Origin of the sequence: Gordonibacter sp. RACS_AR68 (assembly GCF_030418485.1) — a bacterium.
GTDB lineage: Bacteria > Actinomycetota > Coriobacteriia > Coriobacteriales > Eggerthellaceae > Gordonibacter > Gordonibacter urolithinfaciens.
On the sequence record NZ_JAIPUP010000006.1, the window covers coordinates 57,917 to 73,968 of the forward strand.

A 16,052-nucleotide genomic window follows, 5' to 3' on the forward strand; every position below is an offset into this window, starting at 1 on the left:
TCAAGGCGATGATAGGGCAAAAGCGATGCGTCGCGATGAGAATTCTGCCGCGGCGCCCGTTCGGCGGCAGCCCGCGCGCCAGCGGCCGCAGGCGTCTCGCGTTCCGTACGCCGGCGGGCACATGGCCTTCGCCCTCCCGTGTGTTGGCGGCCGCGCCGTACGTCCTCTTCGCTCGCCTTCGCCTGCGCCGCGCGTGCCAATGCCGCACCATGGAAGATTCCCGATTCCCCGCCGCCGTCGTGGCCTGGGCGGTCGTGTTGGCGTATCATACGCACCATGGCTAACGGACTGACCTACATACGCAAGACCACCTCCACGGAGGCGACGAAGCAGCTGGCCTCCACGCTTGCGCCCTATCTGCACGCGGGCGACGTCATCGTGCTCTCGGGCGACCTGGGTGCGGGCAAGACCCAGTTCGTGCAGGGGGTCGCCGCTGCACTTGGCGTGCGCGACCAGGTGACCAGCCCCACGTTCAACATCCTGCTGCAGTATCCGGGAGGCCGGCTCCCGCTGTACCACTTCGACCTGTATAGGCTGGAAGATCCCGACGAGCTGGAGGACATCGGCTATTTCGAGACGATCGACGGCGACGGCGCCTCGTTCGTCGAATGGGGCGAGAAGTTCCCCTCGGCCCTGCCGTACGGCTACCTGGAGATAGCGGTCACCGTCGACGCTGACGGAAACCGCGACGTGCGCGCGCAGTCGTTCGGCGACCGTGCGCGGCAGCTGCTGTTCGTATGGGCGAAGGACTCGAAATCGCGCCTGATGAAGGCAGCGGGGTGCTGCGGGTGAGCGATCGAGAGTTCCCGGCTGCGCGTGCGGCGGAGGCCGGCGCGGCGCACGGTGCCCCAGCAGGCGCACGGCCACGCTACGCGCTTGCGTTCGACACGGCCAACGAGGTCATCGCCATCGGCTTGGGCGTGCTGCACGCGGAAAGCCTCGAGGTGGAGGTCGTCGCTTCCGCCGAGGCGTCGGCGCATCGCGCCTCGAACACCCAGCTGCTTCCGCGCATCGACGCGCTGCTGGCCGAGCAGGGCGTGGCGCGCGGAGAGCTGGCATGCATCGTCGTCGGCCGCGGGCCGGGGTCGTTCACCGGCGTGCGCATTGCCATGGCCACGGCCAAGGGCGTCGCGTCGGCGCTGGGCGTGGGGCTCGTGGGCGTGTCGTCGCTCGATGCCGTGGCGTGGAACGCGCAGGCGGCGGGCGTGCGCGGCCCGCTGGCCGTGGTGGCCGACGCCATGCGCAAGGAGGTGTATCCCGTCCGCTACCAGCTGACGGACGAGGACGCCTGCCGCCTTGGGGCCGACCGTGTGGTGAAGGCCGAGGCTGCGGCTGCCGAGCTGGTCGCGCATGCGACTGAAACGCCCCACGCGGCCGTCACCGGCGACGCGCTGGCGAAGTACGCCGACCTGTTCGCACCGGCGGGCGAGGCCCTGCCGTCGGAGCTGTGGGCTCCCACGGGCCGCGGCCTGCTGCGGGCGCTGCAAGCCGCCTGGCGCGCGGGCGAGGCCGATCCCTTCGACGCCGCCCGGCACAACCCTGCCTTTGCGCTCCCCGTGTACACGCGCCTGTCCGATGCGGAGGAGAACGAGCGCATCCGCTTGGCGAAGAACGATCCGAAGAACCTCGCCGCCGGCGTGCAGGACGTGGCCCCGCGCCGCGACCAGCGGGCGAGCATGCACGACACCGCCATCCTGAACGCCCGCCCAGCCGCCGACGGCATCGTGTACAAGCCGCTTGATGCCGCGCATGCCGCCGCTGTCGCCGCGTTGGAGGCGCAGGTCATGGGTTCCGACGCCTGGAACGAGCACCTGGTTGCCGACGAGCTCCCGCGCCCCGACCGCATCTGGTGGGCGGCTTACGATGGCGAGCAGCTGCTCGGCTATGCGGGCGGGTGGGTCGTGGACGGGCAGGTGCAGATCCTCAAGGTGGGCGTCGACCCGGCGCAGCGCCGCCGCGGCATCGCGCGCGAGCTGCTGGCCCGCGTGGTGGCCGACGCGCGCGACCTGGGCGCGGCAACGTGCTCGCTCGAGGTGCGCGCGGGCAACGCCGGCGCGCAGGCGTTCTACGGGGCGCTCGGCTTCCATGCGCTGGGCACGCGTCCGCGCTACTACTCGGACGGCGAGGACGCCCTCATCTTGGAGGGCCCGCTGCCCCTGGCCCCGCACGACGTGGCGGGCATGCAGCTGCAGGTCGACGCCGCCCGCGCCGAGGCCTCTCGCAAGGAGGTGCCCCGCACGGAATCTGCCTGCCCCGCTGTTGCGCGCCCGCTTATCCTGGCTATCGAGTCATCCTGCGACGAGACGGCCGCCGCCATCGTGGACGGCGACGGCAACCTCGTGGCCGACATCGTGGCCTCGCAGGTGGACTTCCACGCGCGCTTCGGCGGCGTGGTGCCCGAGATAGCCAGCCGCAAGCACATCGAGGCCATCTGCGGCGTGTGCGACGAGTGCCTCGACGTGGCGGCCGACCATCTGGGGCTCGCACACCTGACATGGACCGACCTCGACGCCGTGGCCGTCACCTACGCGCCCGGCCTCATGGGCGCGCTCGTGGTGGGCGTCGCCTTCGCGAAGGGCGCGGCCTGGGGTGCCGGCAAGCCGTTCATCGGCGTCAACCACCTCGAAGGCCACTTATACGCGAACAAGATCGGCGCGCCGGACTTCGAGCCGCCCGCCGTGGTGTCGCTTGTGTCAGGCGGCAACACCATGCTCGTGCACATGCGGGGCTGGGGCGACTACGAAACGCTCGGCGCCACCATCGACGACGCGGTGGGAGAGGCGTTCGACAAGGTGGCGAAGGCACTCGGCTTGGGGTATCCCGGCGGCCCCGTCATCTCGAGGCAGGCGGCGCTCGGCAACCCGGATGCCATCGCCTTCCCTCGTGCCATGATGCATTCCGGCGACCTGCGCTTCTCGCTCTCGGGCCTCAAAACGGCGGTCGTCACCTACATCAACAACGAGCGCGCCGCCGGCCGCGAGCCCCACGTGCCCGACGTTGCCGCCAGCTTCCAGCAGGCGGTGGTGGACGTGCAGGTGAAGAAGGCGGAGATGGCGCTGCGGCAAACGGGCGCGCGCACGTTCTGCCTCGGCGGCGGCGTGGCGGCGAACCCGGTGCTGCGCGACGCCTACAAGGCGCTTTGCGAGCGTCTGCATGTGCGCCTGACCCTGCCGCCCTTGAGCGCCTGCGGCGACAACGCCGGCATGATAGCCCTTGTGGCCCTCGATCGCTTCCGCGCCGGGAAGTTCTACCCCCTGGACGCCGACGCCCAAGCCCATGCGAATCTGGACGATCCCTACTAATTAGTATAGAACATAGGTTCGTTTTATGATATACTCGCGTCATCGATAAATCGCATGGCGTTGTGCTCGACCAAGCACCCTCCTGTCCAAAACGCCCCGGACCGAAGGAGGGAATCATGGTCGATTCTTCCGTAAAGCTATTTGAAAGCCAGGAAATCCGCTCGGCATGGAACGAGGACGAGGAGGAGTGGTACTTCTCTGTCGTCGATGTGGTCGGCGTGTTGACGGAGAGCCAAGACGGCCGAAAGTATTGGAACAAGCTCAAACAGCGCCTCAAGTACGAGGGAAATGAAACGGTGACAAATTGTCACCAGTTGAAATTGAAGGCCGCCGACGGCAAGATGCGCCTAACCGATGTGGCGACTACCGAGCAAATCCTGCGCATCGTGCAGTCCATTCCCTCCAAGAAAGCCGAGCCGTTCAAGCTGTGGCTCGCGCAGGTGGGATCCGAACGCATCGACGAGATCATCGACCCCGAGTTGACGCTCGACCGCGCTCTGGAAACGTACCTCAAAAAGGGCTACGACCGCAACTGGGTCAACCAGCGCCTGCAAACCATCCAAGTGCGCAAGGGGCTCACCGACGAGTGGGAGAGGCGCGGCGTCGAGAAAGGCAAGGAGTACGCTATCCTCACCGACGAGATAACGCGCGCCTGGTCGGGGATGACCACCCGCCAGTACAAGGATCTCAAAGACCTCAAAAAGGAGAACCTTCGCGACAACATGACCACGCTCGAGCTGGTGCTGAACACGCTGGCGGAAGTGACGACAACGGAGTTCTCGAAAGCCAGCCAACCGGAGGGCTTCGAGGAGAGCTGCCAGGTGGCACGCGAGGGCGGGAGCGTGGCCGGCGCGGCCCGCGCGCAGATAGAGGCCCGCACGGGCAAGCCGGTGACCACGTCGGAAAACGCCCGCGACTTCGCGAACCTGATAGAAGACGTGCTCGAGACCGATTACGAGCTAACCGAAGGAACGGAGGAGCCCGAAGGGGACTGATCTGCAAAACTGCAGAGCTGGAGAGAGCCCTGCTGAACCGAAAAGAATGCAGTGGACTGAGGAAGGAGACCTCAGCGTATCGTTCGAGGAACATTCGAAGTTGGAAGCAATGCGAGCACCTGTGGGAGGCTGCGCCGAGAAGCCGGTAGCGCGCTGTGAGGAGCGAATCTGCCATGCTCCGCACAGCGCGCCCTGCTAGGCTTTCTTGTGCTCGCGCCTGGTACTCGGGTACGAGAACCAGGCGACCACCCAGGCGGCCAGGATGCAGCCCATGACGCAGCAGATGGTGGCGGGGAAGCCGGCAGCGTCGTTGACGAGGCCCCAGACGATGGAGCTGACGCCGATGCCGACGTCGCTCGCCAGCAGGTAGAGGGCATTGGCGGCACCCCAACGCTCGGCGGGAGTGTTCTTCACGGCCACTGCCTGATTGAGGGGCATGCTCACGCCGAGACAGACGCCGTACAGGATGCCGGCCGCGTAGTAGGCGAGATCGCTCGATCCGGCCACGAACAACAGCAGGAAGCCGGCGAGCCCGCAGGCGGTTGAGGCGGTGCATATCTTGATAGGGGCCACACGATCCATGAACGACTTCGACTTGAGGCGCACGGCTATCATGCTCAACGCCGAGAGCGTGTAGAACAGCCCGGGGTTCGCCACGCCCAGAGACGTGCCGTACAGCCCGACGAAGAAGATGCCGAATCCGAACGCCGGGCTCAGCACCACCATCGGCAACGCACCTGGCAGCGCACTCAGCTCGAAGAAGCGCCCGAGGCCGCGAGCGGAGGGCTCGGGCGCAGCGCCACGTGCCTGCCGGTTATCGGCGACGCGGGCAGCGCACGGGTCGGTCGCGTGGCCTCCCCGCGCGCTGCCGTGCTCCAACTCTCGGTGCTCCTCGTGGAGACGCCGGTATGCCGCGGTGGCGGGCAGGCGCGAGGGGTTGCGCTCGTAGCGGCAGAGCGCGGCGAGCATCAAGCCGAGCGCGGCGATCACGGCGAGGCCCAGGTAGAGGTTGGCGGCGGGGTCGGTGTTCACCAGGAACAGCGCCAGCGCAGGGCCAACGGACATGGCGAGCGCCTGGCCCAGCCCGTAGTAGCCGATACCCTCGCCCAAGCGGGAGAGGGGCAGCACGTCGGCTGCGGCGGTTGCCGAGGCCGTGGTGGCGGCCGAGAAGCCCACGCCCTGCACGATGCGGCAGACCACGAATACGGCGTCGTTGGAGCTTACGGCAGGCACCAATGTTCCGGCCAGCAGCAGCGCCGCCCCGCCGACCATCACGCGCAACCGGCCAGCGCGGTCGACGAGCGGGCCGCACACGATGCGCGCCGCTGCGGCCGCAGCCGAGAACACGGCGGCCAGCACGCCGGCGAAAGCAGCGCTGCCGCCCATGTGCGCGATGAACACGGAGGTTCCCGAGTTGAGGCCCTGGCCCACCATGAAGCAGCAGAGCGTGCCCGCCACCACGATCACGAACAGCGGCGACCACAGGCGCTCGCGGCTCCGCGCCCCGCGGCGGTCTTGCGCCCCGGCTCTCCAGGGAGCTGCACCTGCGCCAGGCGATCCGATGGGGGCGTGGTTGCCGCCAGCGCCCAGCGCGTCGGGGTTGCCGAATTCGGCAATCCCTTCGAGCGCGTCGTACGCGTCGGGCTCCTCGAGTGCGGCGGCACCCTCGGATATATGAGCAGTTTTTGAGTCCATGATGTCATCCTACGCCTTTCGGCGTGCTCCGCATCATACCGAACGCTTGATTTCCCGCTCTGCACGCAAGCCGGTTGCGCTCGGGACGGTCAAAAACCGCGCAGGTCGGGAGCGCGGCGGTTTCTTGGACCGTGGGGGCATGCCCCCCACGGCGAACACAAGTTCTTATCCAAGGAAGGAGCCGAGATGTACTCGAAAGAGGACAGGGAGAGGATCCTGGCCGACCTGGGCGCGAGCGGGCTCACGGACGCCGCGTTCTCGAGGATGCCCGGCAGCCCCGGCAGGCAGTGCCTGCGCGAGTGGCGCCGCCAGGCCGAGGCCGGAGAGCTGGACGTGCCCGAGCGCAGGGTCCCGGGGCGCTGCGAGCACGGGCGGCACGCCCGCTACCCCGAGGCCACCAGGCGCGAGGCCCTGAGGCTGAGGGCCAAGGGCATGGGCTGGGCCGGCATCGCCCGCAGGCTGGGCATCGCATCCGGAGACGTCGTCGCCTCCTGGGCGCGGGCCGCCGAAAGGGCTAAGATGGGCACCGAGGAGGCGGGGCCCATGGAGAAGAAGGACGTCAAGAGCCTCGCGCGCGGGGAGCTGGAGGCGCGCGTGGCCGAGGCCGAGCTGGAGAACGCGGTTCTGCGGGAGCTGATGCGCGACCCAAAAGCAGGAGACCCGGAGAGCCTCTCCAGCAGGCGGAAAGCCGAGTTAGGCGAGAGGCTGAGGAGGGACTTCGGGTACTCCCTGCGAGAGGTCATCGGCTTCTTGAGGATGCCGAAGAGCACCTACGAGTACAACAGGAGGAGGAACGCCGGGCGCGCGGAGAGGGATGAGGAGCTCGCCCGGCGCGCGAGGGAGGCGTTCGAGGCCAGCGGGCGCACCTACGGATACCGGCGCGTGAGGGCCGCGGTCCTCGCCGGCGCCGACGGCGGCGAGGCCATGGTCGTCTCCGAGCGCGAGGTACGGCGCGCCATGCGCGAGGGCGGCATGGCGGCGCGGCGCACGAGGAGGAGGCTCGCGTACTCCTCCTACGCCGGGGAGCCCGACGAGCGCCCGGCCAACGTCCCCCTGCTGGAGGGCGGCGGCCACGACTTCCACGCCGGGCGCCCCGACGAGCTGGTCGTCACCGACGTCACCGAGTTCAAGGCGGGAGGGGCGAAGGTGTACCTATCGCCCGTCGTCGACTGCTTCGACGGCATGCCCGCGGCCTGGTCGATCTCCCTGCACCCCGACTCGGCGCTGTGCGACTCGTCACTGCTGGCCTACCTGGGGACCCTGCCCGAGGGCCACCCGCCCGTGGTCGGGCACTCCGACGGGGGCTGCCAGTACCGGGCGGGCTCCTGGAAGCGCATCTGCGGGGAGAACGGGGTCGTGCGCTCGATGTCCAGGAAGGGGTGCTGCCCGGACAACGCGCGGGCCGAGGGGTTCTTCGGCCCGCTCAAGGAGGAGTTCTACCACGGCCGCGACTGGTCGGCGACCCCGCCCGCGCGCTTCATGGAGGAGCTCGACGGCTTCCTGCGGTGGTACAGGGACGAAAGGCTCAAGGGCTTCCGCGAGGAGGGTCGGATGGTGTACGATACGATCACGGGCCGCAGGAGGCGGCTCGGCTACGCCGTCTAGGCGGTCCAAGCGGGCTGCCGCACTCCCGTCGGCTCTATCTGCCGGCTTCCTCGCCACGTGGACCGCGGCGATGCCGCCGGTATAGTTCTTCCAAGTCACATCTTCGAATCCGGCCTTCTCCATCATGGCCGCCAAGCCCTGCTGGTCGGGGAACGCCTTGATCGAGCGCGCCAGGTACACGAAGCCCTCGCGGTCGCCCGTGATGAGCCCGCCCCAGAACGGGATGAGGTGCTTGAGGTAGAACCCGTACAGCGCGCGCCACACGCGGTTCGGCGGCGTGGAGAACTCCAGGCACACGAGCGAGCCGCCCGGCTTGAGCACGCGGAACATCTCGGCGAGCGCCCGGTCGCGCTCGGGCATGTTGCGGATGCCGTACGCCATCGTGATGGCATCGTAGCTGGCGTCGGCATAGGGGATGTCCTGTGCGTCCACCACCTCGAAGTCAACCGGCACGCCGCCCGCCTTGCCGTCCGCGTAGTGCATGCGCGCCACGTCGAGCATCTCGTTCACGAGGTCGGTGCACTGGATGTGGGCCGGGCGCTTCGCGCGCGCTACGGAGAACGTCACGTCGCCCGTGCCGCCCGCGATGTCTAGCACGTCGGCGTCCGCCTCTATGGGAGCCTGGCGCATCATTCCGGCGAGCCATGCCTTGTACGCGCCGAAGCTCGACACGGCGTTGAACCGCTCGTACTTCTTCGCGATGGCCGAGAATATCTCCTTCACGCGCGCGGACGAGAGGTCTGCGGGCGCTTCCTTGCCGGTGGCGGTGTCGATGCTCACAGGTGGCGCTCCATCAGGTAAACGTGGTCGGTCGATTGGCGAAGCCCCAGTATAGCGCGACGCTCCGAGAAGTCGGTCGTTATCTTGCAGGTTCTCCTTAGATGGTCGGCCAGATACGCCACCGCAAACCCAATGGCTGGACAAAATCGAAGGCTCTGGTAAGGGGGAGGCGGGTTGTAGGAGCGTCCTGCTTACGCGAAAGCACGAAACCGCAGGTCGCAATAATCCGTGACGAAGCGGGCGAACGGGGAGGCCCCAAATCCCCCCGTTATGTCCATGATGAACTTGGTTATAAAAAAGTGCGGTCGCCGGGGAAGGCAGCCGCACTCTCCTACTTCTCCTTGCGATCCCGCAGCTCGCCCAGCTTGCGGGCCTCGCGAGCGCCCTTCGCGCCGCCGGCCCCCTGCAGGCCACCGGCGTCGCGCGGCACCGTGCGCGCCACCTCGCCGCGGGCCAGGGCCTGCTCGCGTTCGCGCTCCTCGGCCATCATCTGCTCCAACAGCGGGTCGCGCTCCACGGTGCGCGCGGCCTCGGCGCGGATGGCGGCGTAGCGCCCGGCCTCCACGCCCGTGCCGGCGCGTCCGGCTTCCAGCTGCGCGTTCGCAGCGTCGAAGGCCTCGTTCGTGTTCGCCTCGGAGAACCCGGGCGCCACCACGCTGCCGAACGCGGCCACCTGCGCGCCGGCCTCGTCGGCGAGCGCGCGCCCGTCGCCCATGCCGTCCACGGCCAGCCCCTTGAACGTGCAGTTGGGCGTGCCGTCGGCGTTCCAGGCGGGCGAGAGCTCGCCGGTGGTCTGGTCCGGGTAGTCGAAATCGCTCTGCGCGGGCCGCCATGTGCCGGTCAGCTTCGCCAGCGCGTTCGCCGGCTCGTTCGTGAGCCACAGCTTTGCCAAGTGCTTCGCGTGCACGGGCTTCACGTCGAACGCCCAGTTCAACTCCGATTTCTCGGCCACCGTGTTCTCGGACAGCCGCTCGAACTCGGCCTTCAGGGCCCCCAGGCGCGCGTCGATGCGGCCGGTGCCGTTGTACAGCACGTCGTCCAGCCGGTTCATCTGCTCGCGCGCCTCGCGGATGCGCTTGTCGGTGGCGGCCGCCATTCCCGCGTCTAGGATGCCGTGCTCGCCCTTGATGCGGTTCAGGTCGAGCGCCGCGTCGTAGGTGGCGTCCACCATCTCGTCCACGCTCATATAGGTGCTCTCGTAGTTCATGATGTGCTTCCACGAGGGCAGGATCATGCGCTCGCGGTGCTCCTCGAACGTGCGGGCGCGCAGCTTGTAGCCGTACTTCTCCGGGTTGTCGAACGCGATGGACCCCACGTCCAGAAACGGCGCCATGGGCGAGGTCAGCACCACGAGCCGCGGGTCGTACCCCACGCGCTCGTACAGGTGCTGCACGTAGGCCCCGGTCTCGCGCACGCTGGCGGCCGTCTGCTTGGGGATGCCCGTCATGAAGTACAGGTCGAACCGCTCGCAGTTAGGGTGCGAGAGCGCGTCGACGATGGTGTCCTCCAGCTCGGCCATGGTGTAATGGCCCTTGCCGAACGCCTTGCGCACATCGTCGTCGTGGCTCTCGGCCGAGATCTCCACCGACCAGTTGCCCAGGTTGTCGTCGAGCAGCTGGTAGAACTCGTCGCCCCCCGGCGGCGGGCCGAAGAACTCGAAGCCGATAGGGTTGTGCACCTTGCCCTTGAGTCCGGTGATGAACTCGTGCGTGTACGCCTCGCCGGCCTGCAGGAAGTCGTTCAGCACGAAGATGGGGCCCCACACGTGGTTCTGCACGTTCTCGATGTCGCGAATGAGCAGTTTCGGGTCGCGCCACGCCACGCGCCGGCGGCCGAAGTGGTTCTTGAACGCGTAGGCGCTGCCGCCGCAGGTGGCGCAGTTGCGCGCGCAGCCGCGGCACGTGAGGCTGGCCGTCACGGGGTAGGAGAGCCACCCCTTCATGGGCAGGTAGCTGGTCATGTCGTGGTGGCGCAGCACGCCCTTCATGGGGTAGGCGTAGTCGAGCGAGATGGCATCCATGTCGTCGGGCACCCAGCTCAAAGGGTTGATGCGGATGGCGCCCGAGGCGTCCTTCCAGGTGAGGTTCGGGATGTCGCTCAGGTCGCCCACCGGCGTGTGCGTCTTGGCCGCCCGCGCCACACGCTCGATGAGCATGCGCATGGGCTCCTCGGTGGAGTCGCCGCGGAACACGTAGTCGATGCAGTCGTACTTGATCAGGTCCTCGTGGAAGATCGACGACGACAACCCGCCGAACGACACCGGCACGTGCGGGTGCAGCCGCTTGAGGATCTTCGCCACCTCGATGGAGCCGTGGCAGTGCGGCATCCAGTGCAGGTCGATGCCGAACATGTGCGAGTCCAGGCGCGCGAGGTTCTTCTCCACGTCGAAGTTCTTCTTGTGCAGCATCATCGACGCCAGGTTGTAGATGCGCGAGCGCAGCCCGTGGCGCTCCAGGTACTCGCAGAGCGTCGTGAGCCCCAGCGGGTACATCTCGAAGATGGGCGTGGAGGGAACCATGTCGGACACGGGCCCGTACATGATGGAGCGCTCGCGGAAGTCGTAGGTGGCGGGCGCGTGGATGTATGTCATGTCTAGTGTTTGCATGCGGCCATGAAGTATAGCAGGTTCCGCCGGCCTTGCGGCCGACGGAACAACTCGACGCTGCGCGAGACAGGGACAGGGCGAGACAGGGGGAGAGACAGGGGGACGGTTCTCTTGTCGCACCGAGTTCGTGCGACAAGAGAACCGTCCCCCTGTCTCGCGCCACCCCGCCACCCCGCCACCCCGCGATCCCGCGATCCCGTGAATCTCGGGCACGAGGGGGCTTCTCGCTGACTTACTGCGCCAACCTGGGGGCGTATGCTTCGCCTCCCGCCACGCTTCTTCCCCCGGCCGATTGCCCTGTGTGCTTTCGCCGGAGAGCGCACCGGCAATGCTATGATACGCAGCACACGATTATTCTTAGAGATTGGTGGGCCGTCATGCTGTTGTGCGCACAATATATTCTCCCCATCACTTCAGAACCGTTCCAGAACGGCGCCGTGCTGGTGCGCGACGGCCGCATCTGCGACATCGGCACCACCGACATGTTGAAGCTCCGCTACCCCGACGAGGAGGTCGTCGACTACGGCTTGGCCGCGCTCATGCCGGGCCTGGTCGATCTGCACACCCACCTGGAGAACTCCGTCATGCGCGGCATCGTGCACGACGTGCCCTACACCACCTGGATCACGTCCATGCTGGAGAAGAGCGCGAAGATGGACGTGGGCGACTGGTACGACTCGGCCATCCTGGGCGGACTCGAGGCGCTCTCCAGCGGCATCACCTGCGTCGCCGACATCACCGCGACGGGTGCGGCCTGCACGGCCACGCAGAAGCTCGGCATGCGTTCGGTCATCTACCGCGAGGTGGGCGCCATGGACAAGCGCCGCGTGGACTACGCCATGCGCGTGGCGGAGAACGACATCATGCACTGGCGCGAGGAGGTCGACTCGTCCCGCATCACCATCGGCATCGCCCCGGCGGCCATGTACGTGTGCCACCCCTCCATGTTCGGCAAGGTGTCCGACTTCGCCCGCCGCGAGAACGTGCCCGTGGCCATGCACATGGCCGGCAACCGCGAGGAGTTCAACTTCATCAAATACGGCTCGTCGCCGTTCTCCGTGCACACCATGGACCAGAAGCGCGGCTACGTGGAGGTCCCGCCGTGGCTGCCAACGGGCACGACGCCCGTGCGCTATGCACTGAACTGGGGCGCGTTCGAATCCGACAACGTGCTGGCCATCCACTGCGTGCATGTGGACGACGAGGACGTGAAGAAGCTCAAGGAGTACGACGTGGCCGTGGCCGTATGCCCGCGCTGCAACGCGCAGCTGGGCATGGGCGTGGCGCCGCTCACCGAGTTCTTGCGCTCCGGCCTGCGCACCGGCATCGGCACCGACTCGCCGGCCGCCACGGACTCCACCGACCTGCTCACCGAGATGCGCATCGGCATGCTGGTGCAGCGCGCCGTGAACGTGGGCCAGTTCCTGGACTCGGCCACCATGCTGGAGATGGCCACCATCGGCGGCGCCCGCGCGCTCAAGCTGGACGACAAGATAGGCTCTCTCGACATCGGCAAGCGAGCCGACATCGTGGCCGTAGACCTGTCCGGCTCGCACCAGACGCCCACCACCGACCCCGTGTCGGCCGTGGTGAACACGTGCAGCGGCGCCGACGTGCTCATGACCATGGTGGACGGCGTGCAGCTGTACGAGAAGAACAAATGGCATGTTGACGTGGAGGTGGCGAAGAACATCGCCCGCGTCATCGAGATCCGCGGGAAACTGAGGATGTAGCAGCATGGCGAAGCAGCAGAAGCTCACGGCGAAGCAGAAGAGCGAGCGCATCAAAGCCGCGCAGGAGCGCGAACGGAAAGCGCAGGAGCAACGCAGGCGCGCGGAGAAGACGAAGCGGATATTCACCGTGGTCATCTGCGTGATCCTCGTGCTGGCGCTGGGCATTCCCACCATGGCCCTCATGGTCATGGGCGGGGGATCGTAGGACGCTGGCTACTGGGGCTCACCTGCCGTGTTCGAGTGATTCGCCCGGCCCGTGCGCGGACGAGCACCGGCGGCGCGCCCGCAATGCACGCGCCCGGCCCGTGGCGCGTATCCGGCTCGTGCTTGCGGCGCTCACGACGCGCCGCCTAACCCCTTGTTTTTTCTGTAGAGCGCCCGCAGATGCGTTGCCCGAACGCGTTTGTGATACTATGAGTCGTTGCCGCGCGGGGCGCGGCTGATACGTTGAGAGACACCGCGCAAAGGGGTTTGCTTTGTTTGGTATAGGTCCATTTGAGCTTTTTCTCATCCTGCTGTTCGGGTTCCTCATCTTCGGGCCCGACAAGCTTCCGGCCATGGCGAAGACGCTGGGGAAGGCCATCGCGAAATTCAGGGACGCCCAGGAGGAGATGAACAAGGTCATCAAGACGGAAGTCTACGATCCGAACTCCGACGAGCCGTTCAAGAACCCGCTCGACGCTTTGGCGAAGGTGGGAGAGATCGGCAAGGACGAAAAGAAACAGGCGCCGGCCGCCTCCGGGAAGCAGGAGAGCTTCTCCGAGCGCAAGGCCCGGTACGACAAGGAGCGCGCCGCCAAGAAGGCCGAAGAGGCGAAGCAGGCTACGACGGCCGCGACGGCCACCGCCGCCGGCACTGCCGCAGCGGCGGCGGCGAAGCCCGTCGCACGGCCCGACGGCTCGTTCGCGAAGCCCGAGGAAGCCAAGCCCGCCCCGACGGCGGCGGCCGGAACGTCCCCGACGAAGGCCGAGGCTGCGAAACCGGTGGCCGAGCCGAAGGCGAAGCCCTCGGCCGACGAGCTGTACGGCACGAAGCCGGTCGCGAAGAAGCCGGCCGCAAAGTCCGCGACGAAGCCCGCAGCTGCGTCGGGGGAGAAGAAGCCCTCGGCAGCGAAGCCCACCGCAGCGAAACCCGCAAAGACCGAGACCGAGAAGGCGGCGGCTCGCTCGGCTGCTGCGAAGAAGGCCGCGGCAACGCGCGCTGCTAAGAAGAAGGCGGCCGAGGAGGCCGCCAAGGCCGCGCCCACGACGACGAACGAGAAGGGGGAATAAGCCATGCCTATCGGACCGGCACGTATGCCCCTTTTCGACCATCTGGGCGAGCTGCGCATGCGCCTTGTGCGCATCGTGGCGTGCCTCGCCATCGCCGTGGTGGTGTTCTACATGGCCACGCCCACGATGGGCCAGTTCCTGCTCCAGCCCATCTTCGATTTCCTGCCCAAGAACGCCGACGGCTCGCTGGCGCTGATCGCGCTCGACCCGTTCGAGTCGTTCGCCACGCGCTTCAAGATATCCATCTGGGCATCCATCGTGGCCTGCTCGCCGGTTATCCTCTGGCAGATCCTTGCATTCTTCCTGCCGGCGCTCAAGCCGAAGGAGCGCAAATGGTTCGTCCCGACATTCGGAGCGGCCGTGGCCCTGTTCGTGTTCGGAACGGTGTTCTGCTATTTGGTCATCCTGAACCCGGCGTTCGAATGGCTCACCGACCAGGCGGCCGGCCTGGGCGAGATAGCCCCGCGCATGTCGTCCTACATCGATATGATCATCAAGTTCGAGATAGGCTTCGGCTTCGCCTTCGAGCTGCCATTGGTGGTGTTCTACCTGGTGATCTTCGATATCGTGCCGTATAAGAAACTGCGCGGCGCGTGGCGCACCGTGTACGTGGCGCTCATGGTCATCTCTGCTATGGTCACCCCTGACGCCTCGCCCGTCACCATGCTGCTCATGTTCGCGGCGCTGCTGGTGCTGTACGAGGGCAGCCTGCTCATCTCGCGCATCGTGCTGGGCAAGCGCATCAAGAAGCAGAACGAGGAGCTCGCGCGCGAAGAGGCCGAGGAAGAGGAGCTGAAGCAGGAGATGCTGGCCAGGAAGAAGGCCAGGGCAGCGAAGAAATAACCGTGCCGACAATCAGGCCCGCCGCTTGATCGGCGGGCCTTTTCGTTAAGGAGCGCATCATGCACGAACTGGGCATCATGACGGGCGTCCTGGACGCCGTTCAAACGTCCGCGAGGCAGGCCGGCGCCGACCGGGTGCTCAAGGTGAGCCTGTCGGTGGGCGAGATGACCGAGGCCATCGAGGACGCGCTGCGCTTCGCCTTCGAGGCGCTTTCGGAGCAGCAGGAGTACGCGCTGTGCGCCGGCGCCGAGCTGGACATCGCCATGGTCCGTCCACGCAGCCGCTGCCTGGAATGCGGCGCGGAGTACGACCACGACCGTTTCCATATGCTGTGCCCCGAATGCGGGAGCTTCGCCACCGAGCTCGTCGCCGGCCGCGAGCTGCAGATCGACTCGATAGAGGTGGATATCCCCGACGGCGAGGAAGAAGGGGCCGCCGCCGCGGAATCCGTTTCTGCCGACGCGTAAGTTTGCTATGCTGGGCGCGACCAATAAGGAGCCATCATGCAGATAGATATGAAACAGCCCATCCTCGACAAGAACGACCAGCTGGCCTCCGAGCTTCGCGCGCGGTTCGCCGAGAACCGCGTGTTCGTGCTCGACCTCTTGGCCAGCCCCGGATCGGGCAAGACATCCACCATCCTGGCCACCATCGACGCGCTGCGCGACGAGTTCAACATCGCCGTCATCGAGGGCGACATCGCCAGCAATGTGGACGCCGAGCGCATCAAGGCCCAGGGCATCCCCGCCGTGCAGATCAACACGGGCGGCGCGTGCCACCTGGAGAGCGCCATGCTCAAGCGCGCCGTGGACGTGCTGGATCTCGCGCGCCTGGACCTCATCATCGTGGAGAACGTGGGCAACCTCGTGTGCCCCACGGATTTCGATCTGGGTGAGAACGCGAAGGTCATGATCCTGTCCGTTCCCGAGGGCGACGACAAGCCGCTCAAGTACCCCGGCGTGTTCCAGGTGGCCGAGGCCGTGGTGCTGAACAAGGTGGACACCCTGCCCGTGTTCAACTTCGACCGCGAGGCGTTCGAGTCCGCCGTGCGCCAGCTGAACCCGCAGGCTCCCATCTTCCCCATCGCCGCCACGAAGGGCGACGGCGTGGAAGCCTGGGCCGAGTGGCTTGCCGACCGCATCCGGGAGATCCAGTAACGGGGGAGCGCCCGCAACCGTGTTGAAACAATCGGCGCCCATACTGGCCGCAACGGCAGGCGCGAG

Annotated in this window: 12 protein-coding genes and 1 pseudogene; 10 read left to right on the forward strand and 3 right to left on the reverse strand. The window is 67.1% G+C overall.

Features of this window, described 5'->3' with window-relative positions; translation table 11 throughout:
* Positions 1-276: 276 nt before the first annotated feature.
* The 3 genes from tsaE (at position 277) to K9U15_RS12155 (ending at position 4,297) form a co-directional block, all read left to right on the forward strand.
* Complete coding sequence (gene tsaE, locus K9U15_RS12145) at positions 277-792, forward strand: tRNA (adenosine(37)-N6)-threonylcarbamoyltransferase complex ATPase subunit type 1 TsaE (protein ID WP_154270116.1); 516 nt, start codon at positions 277-279, stop codon at positions 790-792.
* Positions 789-3,302: a tRNA (adenosine(37)-N6)-threonylcarbamoyltransferase complex transferase subunit TsaD gene (gene tsaD, locus K9U15_RS12150; RefSeq protein WP_301156298.1), complete on the forward strand. Its 2,514-nt coding sequence runs from the start codon at positions 789-791 to the stop codon at positions 3,300-3,302. The genes tsaE and tsaD overlap by 4 nt, the downstream gene beginning before the upstream one ends.
* Before the next feature lie 116 nt (positions 3,303-3,418).
* The gene (locus tag K9U15_RS12155) at positions 3,419-4,297 is read left to right on the forward strand and encodes a Bro-N domain-containing protein (protein ID WP_301156225.1); all 879 of its coding nucleotides are present in this window, start codon (positions 3,419-3,421) and stop codon (positions 4,295-4,297) included.
* Positions 4,298-4,492: 195 nt separating this feature from the next.
* On the opposite strand, the gene K9U15_RS12160 is transcribed toward K9U15_RS12155, so the two are convergent.
* Positions 4,493-5,992 carry an MFS transporter gene (locus tag K9U15_RS12160; protein WP_206613324.1) on the reverse strand — a complete coding sequence of 500 codons (1,500 nt, stop codon included), beginning with the start codon at positions 5,990-5,992 and terminating at the stop codon, positions 4,493-4,495.
* Between the two features lie 186 nt (positions 5,993-6,178).
* Between K9U15_RS12160 and K9U15_RS12165 the strand changes: the two genes are divergently transcribed.
* Positions 6,179-7,597 carry an IS3 family transposase gene (locus tag K9U15_RS12165; protein ID WP_301156226.1) on the forward strand — a complete coding sequence of 473 codons (1,419 nt, stop codon included), beginning with the start codon at positions 6,179-6,181 and terminating at the stop codon, positions 7,595-7,597.
* Positions 7,598-7,639: 42 nt separating this feature from the next.
* Here the strand turns inward: K9U15_RS12165 and K9U15_RS12170 are convergent.
* Together K9U15_RS12170 and K9U15_RS12175 are read right to left on the reverse strand one after the other, a co-directional pair.
* Positions 7,640-8,377: pseudogene (locus K9U15_RS12170) on the reverse strand (class I SAM-dependent methyltransferase); the annotation flags it as partial.
* A gap of 331 nt (positions 8,378-8,708) precedes the next feature.
* The gene (locus tag K9U15_RS12175; RefSeq protein ID WP_161959439.1) at positions 8,709-10,967 is read right to left on the reverse strand and encodes a TIGR04190 family B12-binding domain/radical SAM domain protein; all 2,259 of its coding nucleotides are present in this window, start codon (positions 10,965-10,967) and stop codon (positions 8,709-8,711) included.
* A gap of 392 nt (positions 10,968-11,359) precedes the next feature.
* Here K9U15_RS12175 and K9U15_RS12180 point away from each other — a divergent pair, with 392 nt between their 5' ends.
* The 6 genes from K9U15_RS12180 to hypB all read left to right on the forward strand — a co-directional run bounded on the left by K9U15_RS12180 (position 11,360) and on the right by hypB (position 15,986).
* Positions 11,360-12,715 carry an amidohydrolase family protein gene (locus K9U15_RS12180; protein WP_123673343.1) on the forward strand — a complete coding sequence of 452 codons (1,356 nt, stop codon included), beginning with the start codon at positions 11,360-11,362 and terminating at the stop codon, positions 12,713-12,715.
* A 4-nt stretch (positions 12,716-12,719) separates the two neighbouring features.
* Positions 12,720-12,920 carry a hypothetical protein gene (locus K9U15_RS12185; protein ID WP_015539463.1) on the forward strand — a complete coding sequence of 67 codons (201 nt, stop codon included), beginning with the start codon at positions 12,720-12,722 and terminating at the stop codon, positions 12,918-12,920.
* A 271-nt stretch (positions 12,921-13,191) separates the two neighbouring features.
* Positions 13,192-13,986, forward strand: a complete 795-nt coding sequence (locus K9U15_RS12190; RefSeq protein ID WP_301156230.1) for a twin-arginine translocase TatA/TatE family subunit — start codon at positions 13,192-13,194, stop codon at positions 13,984-13,986.
* A gap of 3 nt (positions 13,987-13,989) precedes the next feature.
* A complete protein-coding gene (gene tatC, locus K9U15_RS12195; protein WP_096227778.1) occupies positions 13,990-14,829 on the forward strand; it encodes a twin-arginine translocase subunit TatC in 840 nt (279 codons plus the stop codon).
* Between the two features lie 59 nt (positions 14,830-14,888).
* Entirely contained in the window at positions 14,889-15,296 is a 408-nt protein-coding gene (locus K9U15_RS12200; protein WP_096227779.1) for a hydrogenase maturation nickel metallochaperone HypA, read from the forward strand.
* 36 nt (positions 15,297-15,332) lie between these two features.
* Positions 15,333-15,986 (forward strand): hydrogenase nickel incorporation protein HypB, encoded by a 654-nt coding sequence (hypB, locus tag K9U15_RS12205; protein WP_087189968.1) that lies wholly within the window; start codon positions 15,333-15,335, stop codon positions 15,984-15,986.
* The last annotated feature ends 66 nt before the right edge of the window (positions 15,987-16,052 follow it).

What these genes read in the sequence shown, in the direction of transcription:
- K9U15_RS12155 (WP_301156225.1), top strand. Translation starts at nt 3,419, where the DNA reads ATGGTCGATTCTTCCGTAAAGCTATTTGAAAGCCAGGAAATCCGCTCG.
- tatC (WP_096227778.1), top strand. Translation starts at nt 13,990, where the DNA reads ATGCCTATCGGACCGGCACGTATGCCCCTTTTCGACCATCTGGGCGAG.
- hypB (WP_087189968.1), top strand. Translation starts at nt 15,333, where the DNA reads ATGCAGATAGATATGAAACAGCCCATCCTCGACAAGAACGACCAGCTG.
- K9U15_RS12180 (WP_123673343.1), top strand. Translation starts at nt 11,360, where the DNA reads ATGCTGTTGTGCGCACAATATATTCTCCCCATCACTTCAGAACCGTTC.
- K9U15_RS12175 (WP_161959439.1), bottom strand. Translation starts at nt 10,967, where the DNA reads ATGACATACATCCACGCGCCCGCCACCTACGACTTCCGCGAGCGCTCC.
- K9U15_RS12165 (WP_301156226.1), top strand. Translation starts at nt 6,179, where the DNA reads ATGTACTCGAAAGAGGACAGGGAGAGGATCCTGGCCGACCTGGGCGCG.
- K9U15_RS12200 (WP_096227779.1), top strand. Translation starts at nt 14,889, where the DNA reads ATGCACGAACTGGGCATCATGACGGGCGTCCTGGACGCCGTTCAAACG.
- K9U15_RS12160 (WP_206613324.1), bottom strand. Translation starts at nt 5,992, where the DNA reads ATGGACTCAAAAACTGCTCATATATCCGAGGGTGCCGCCGCACTCGAG.
- K9U15_RS12185 (WP_015539463.1), top strand. Translation starts at nt 12,720, where the DNA reads ATGGCGAAGCAGCAGAAGCTCACGGCGAAGCAGAAGAGCGAGCGCATC.
- tsaE (WP_154270116.1), top strand. Translation starts at nt 277, where the DNA reads ATGGCTAACGGACTGACCTACATACGCAAGACCACCTCCACGGAGGCG.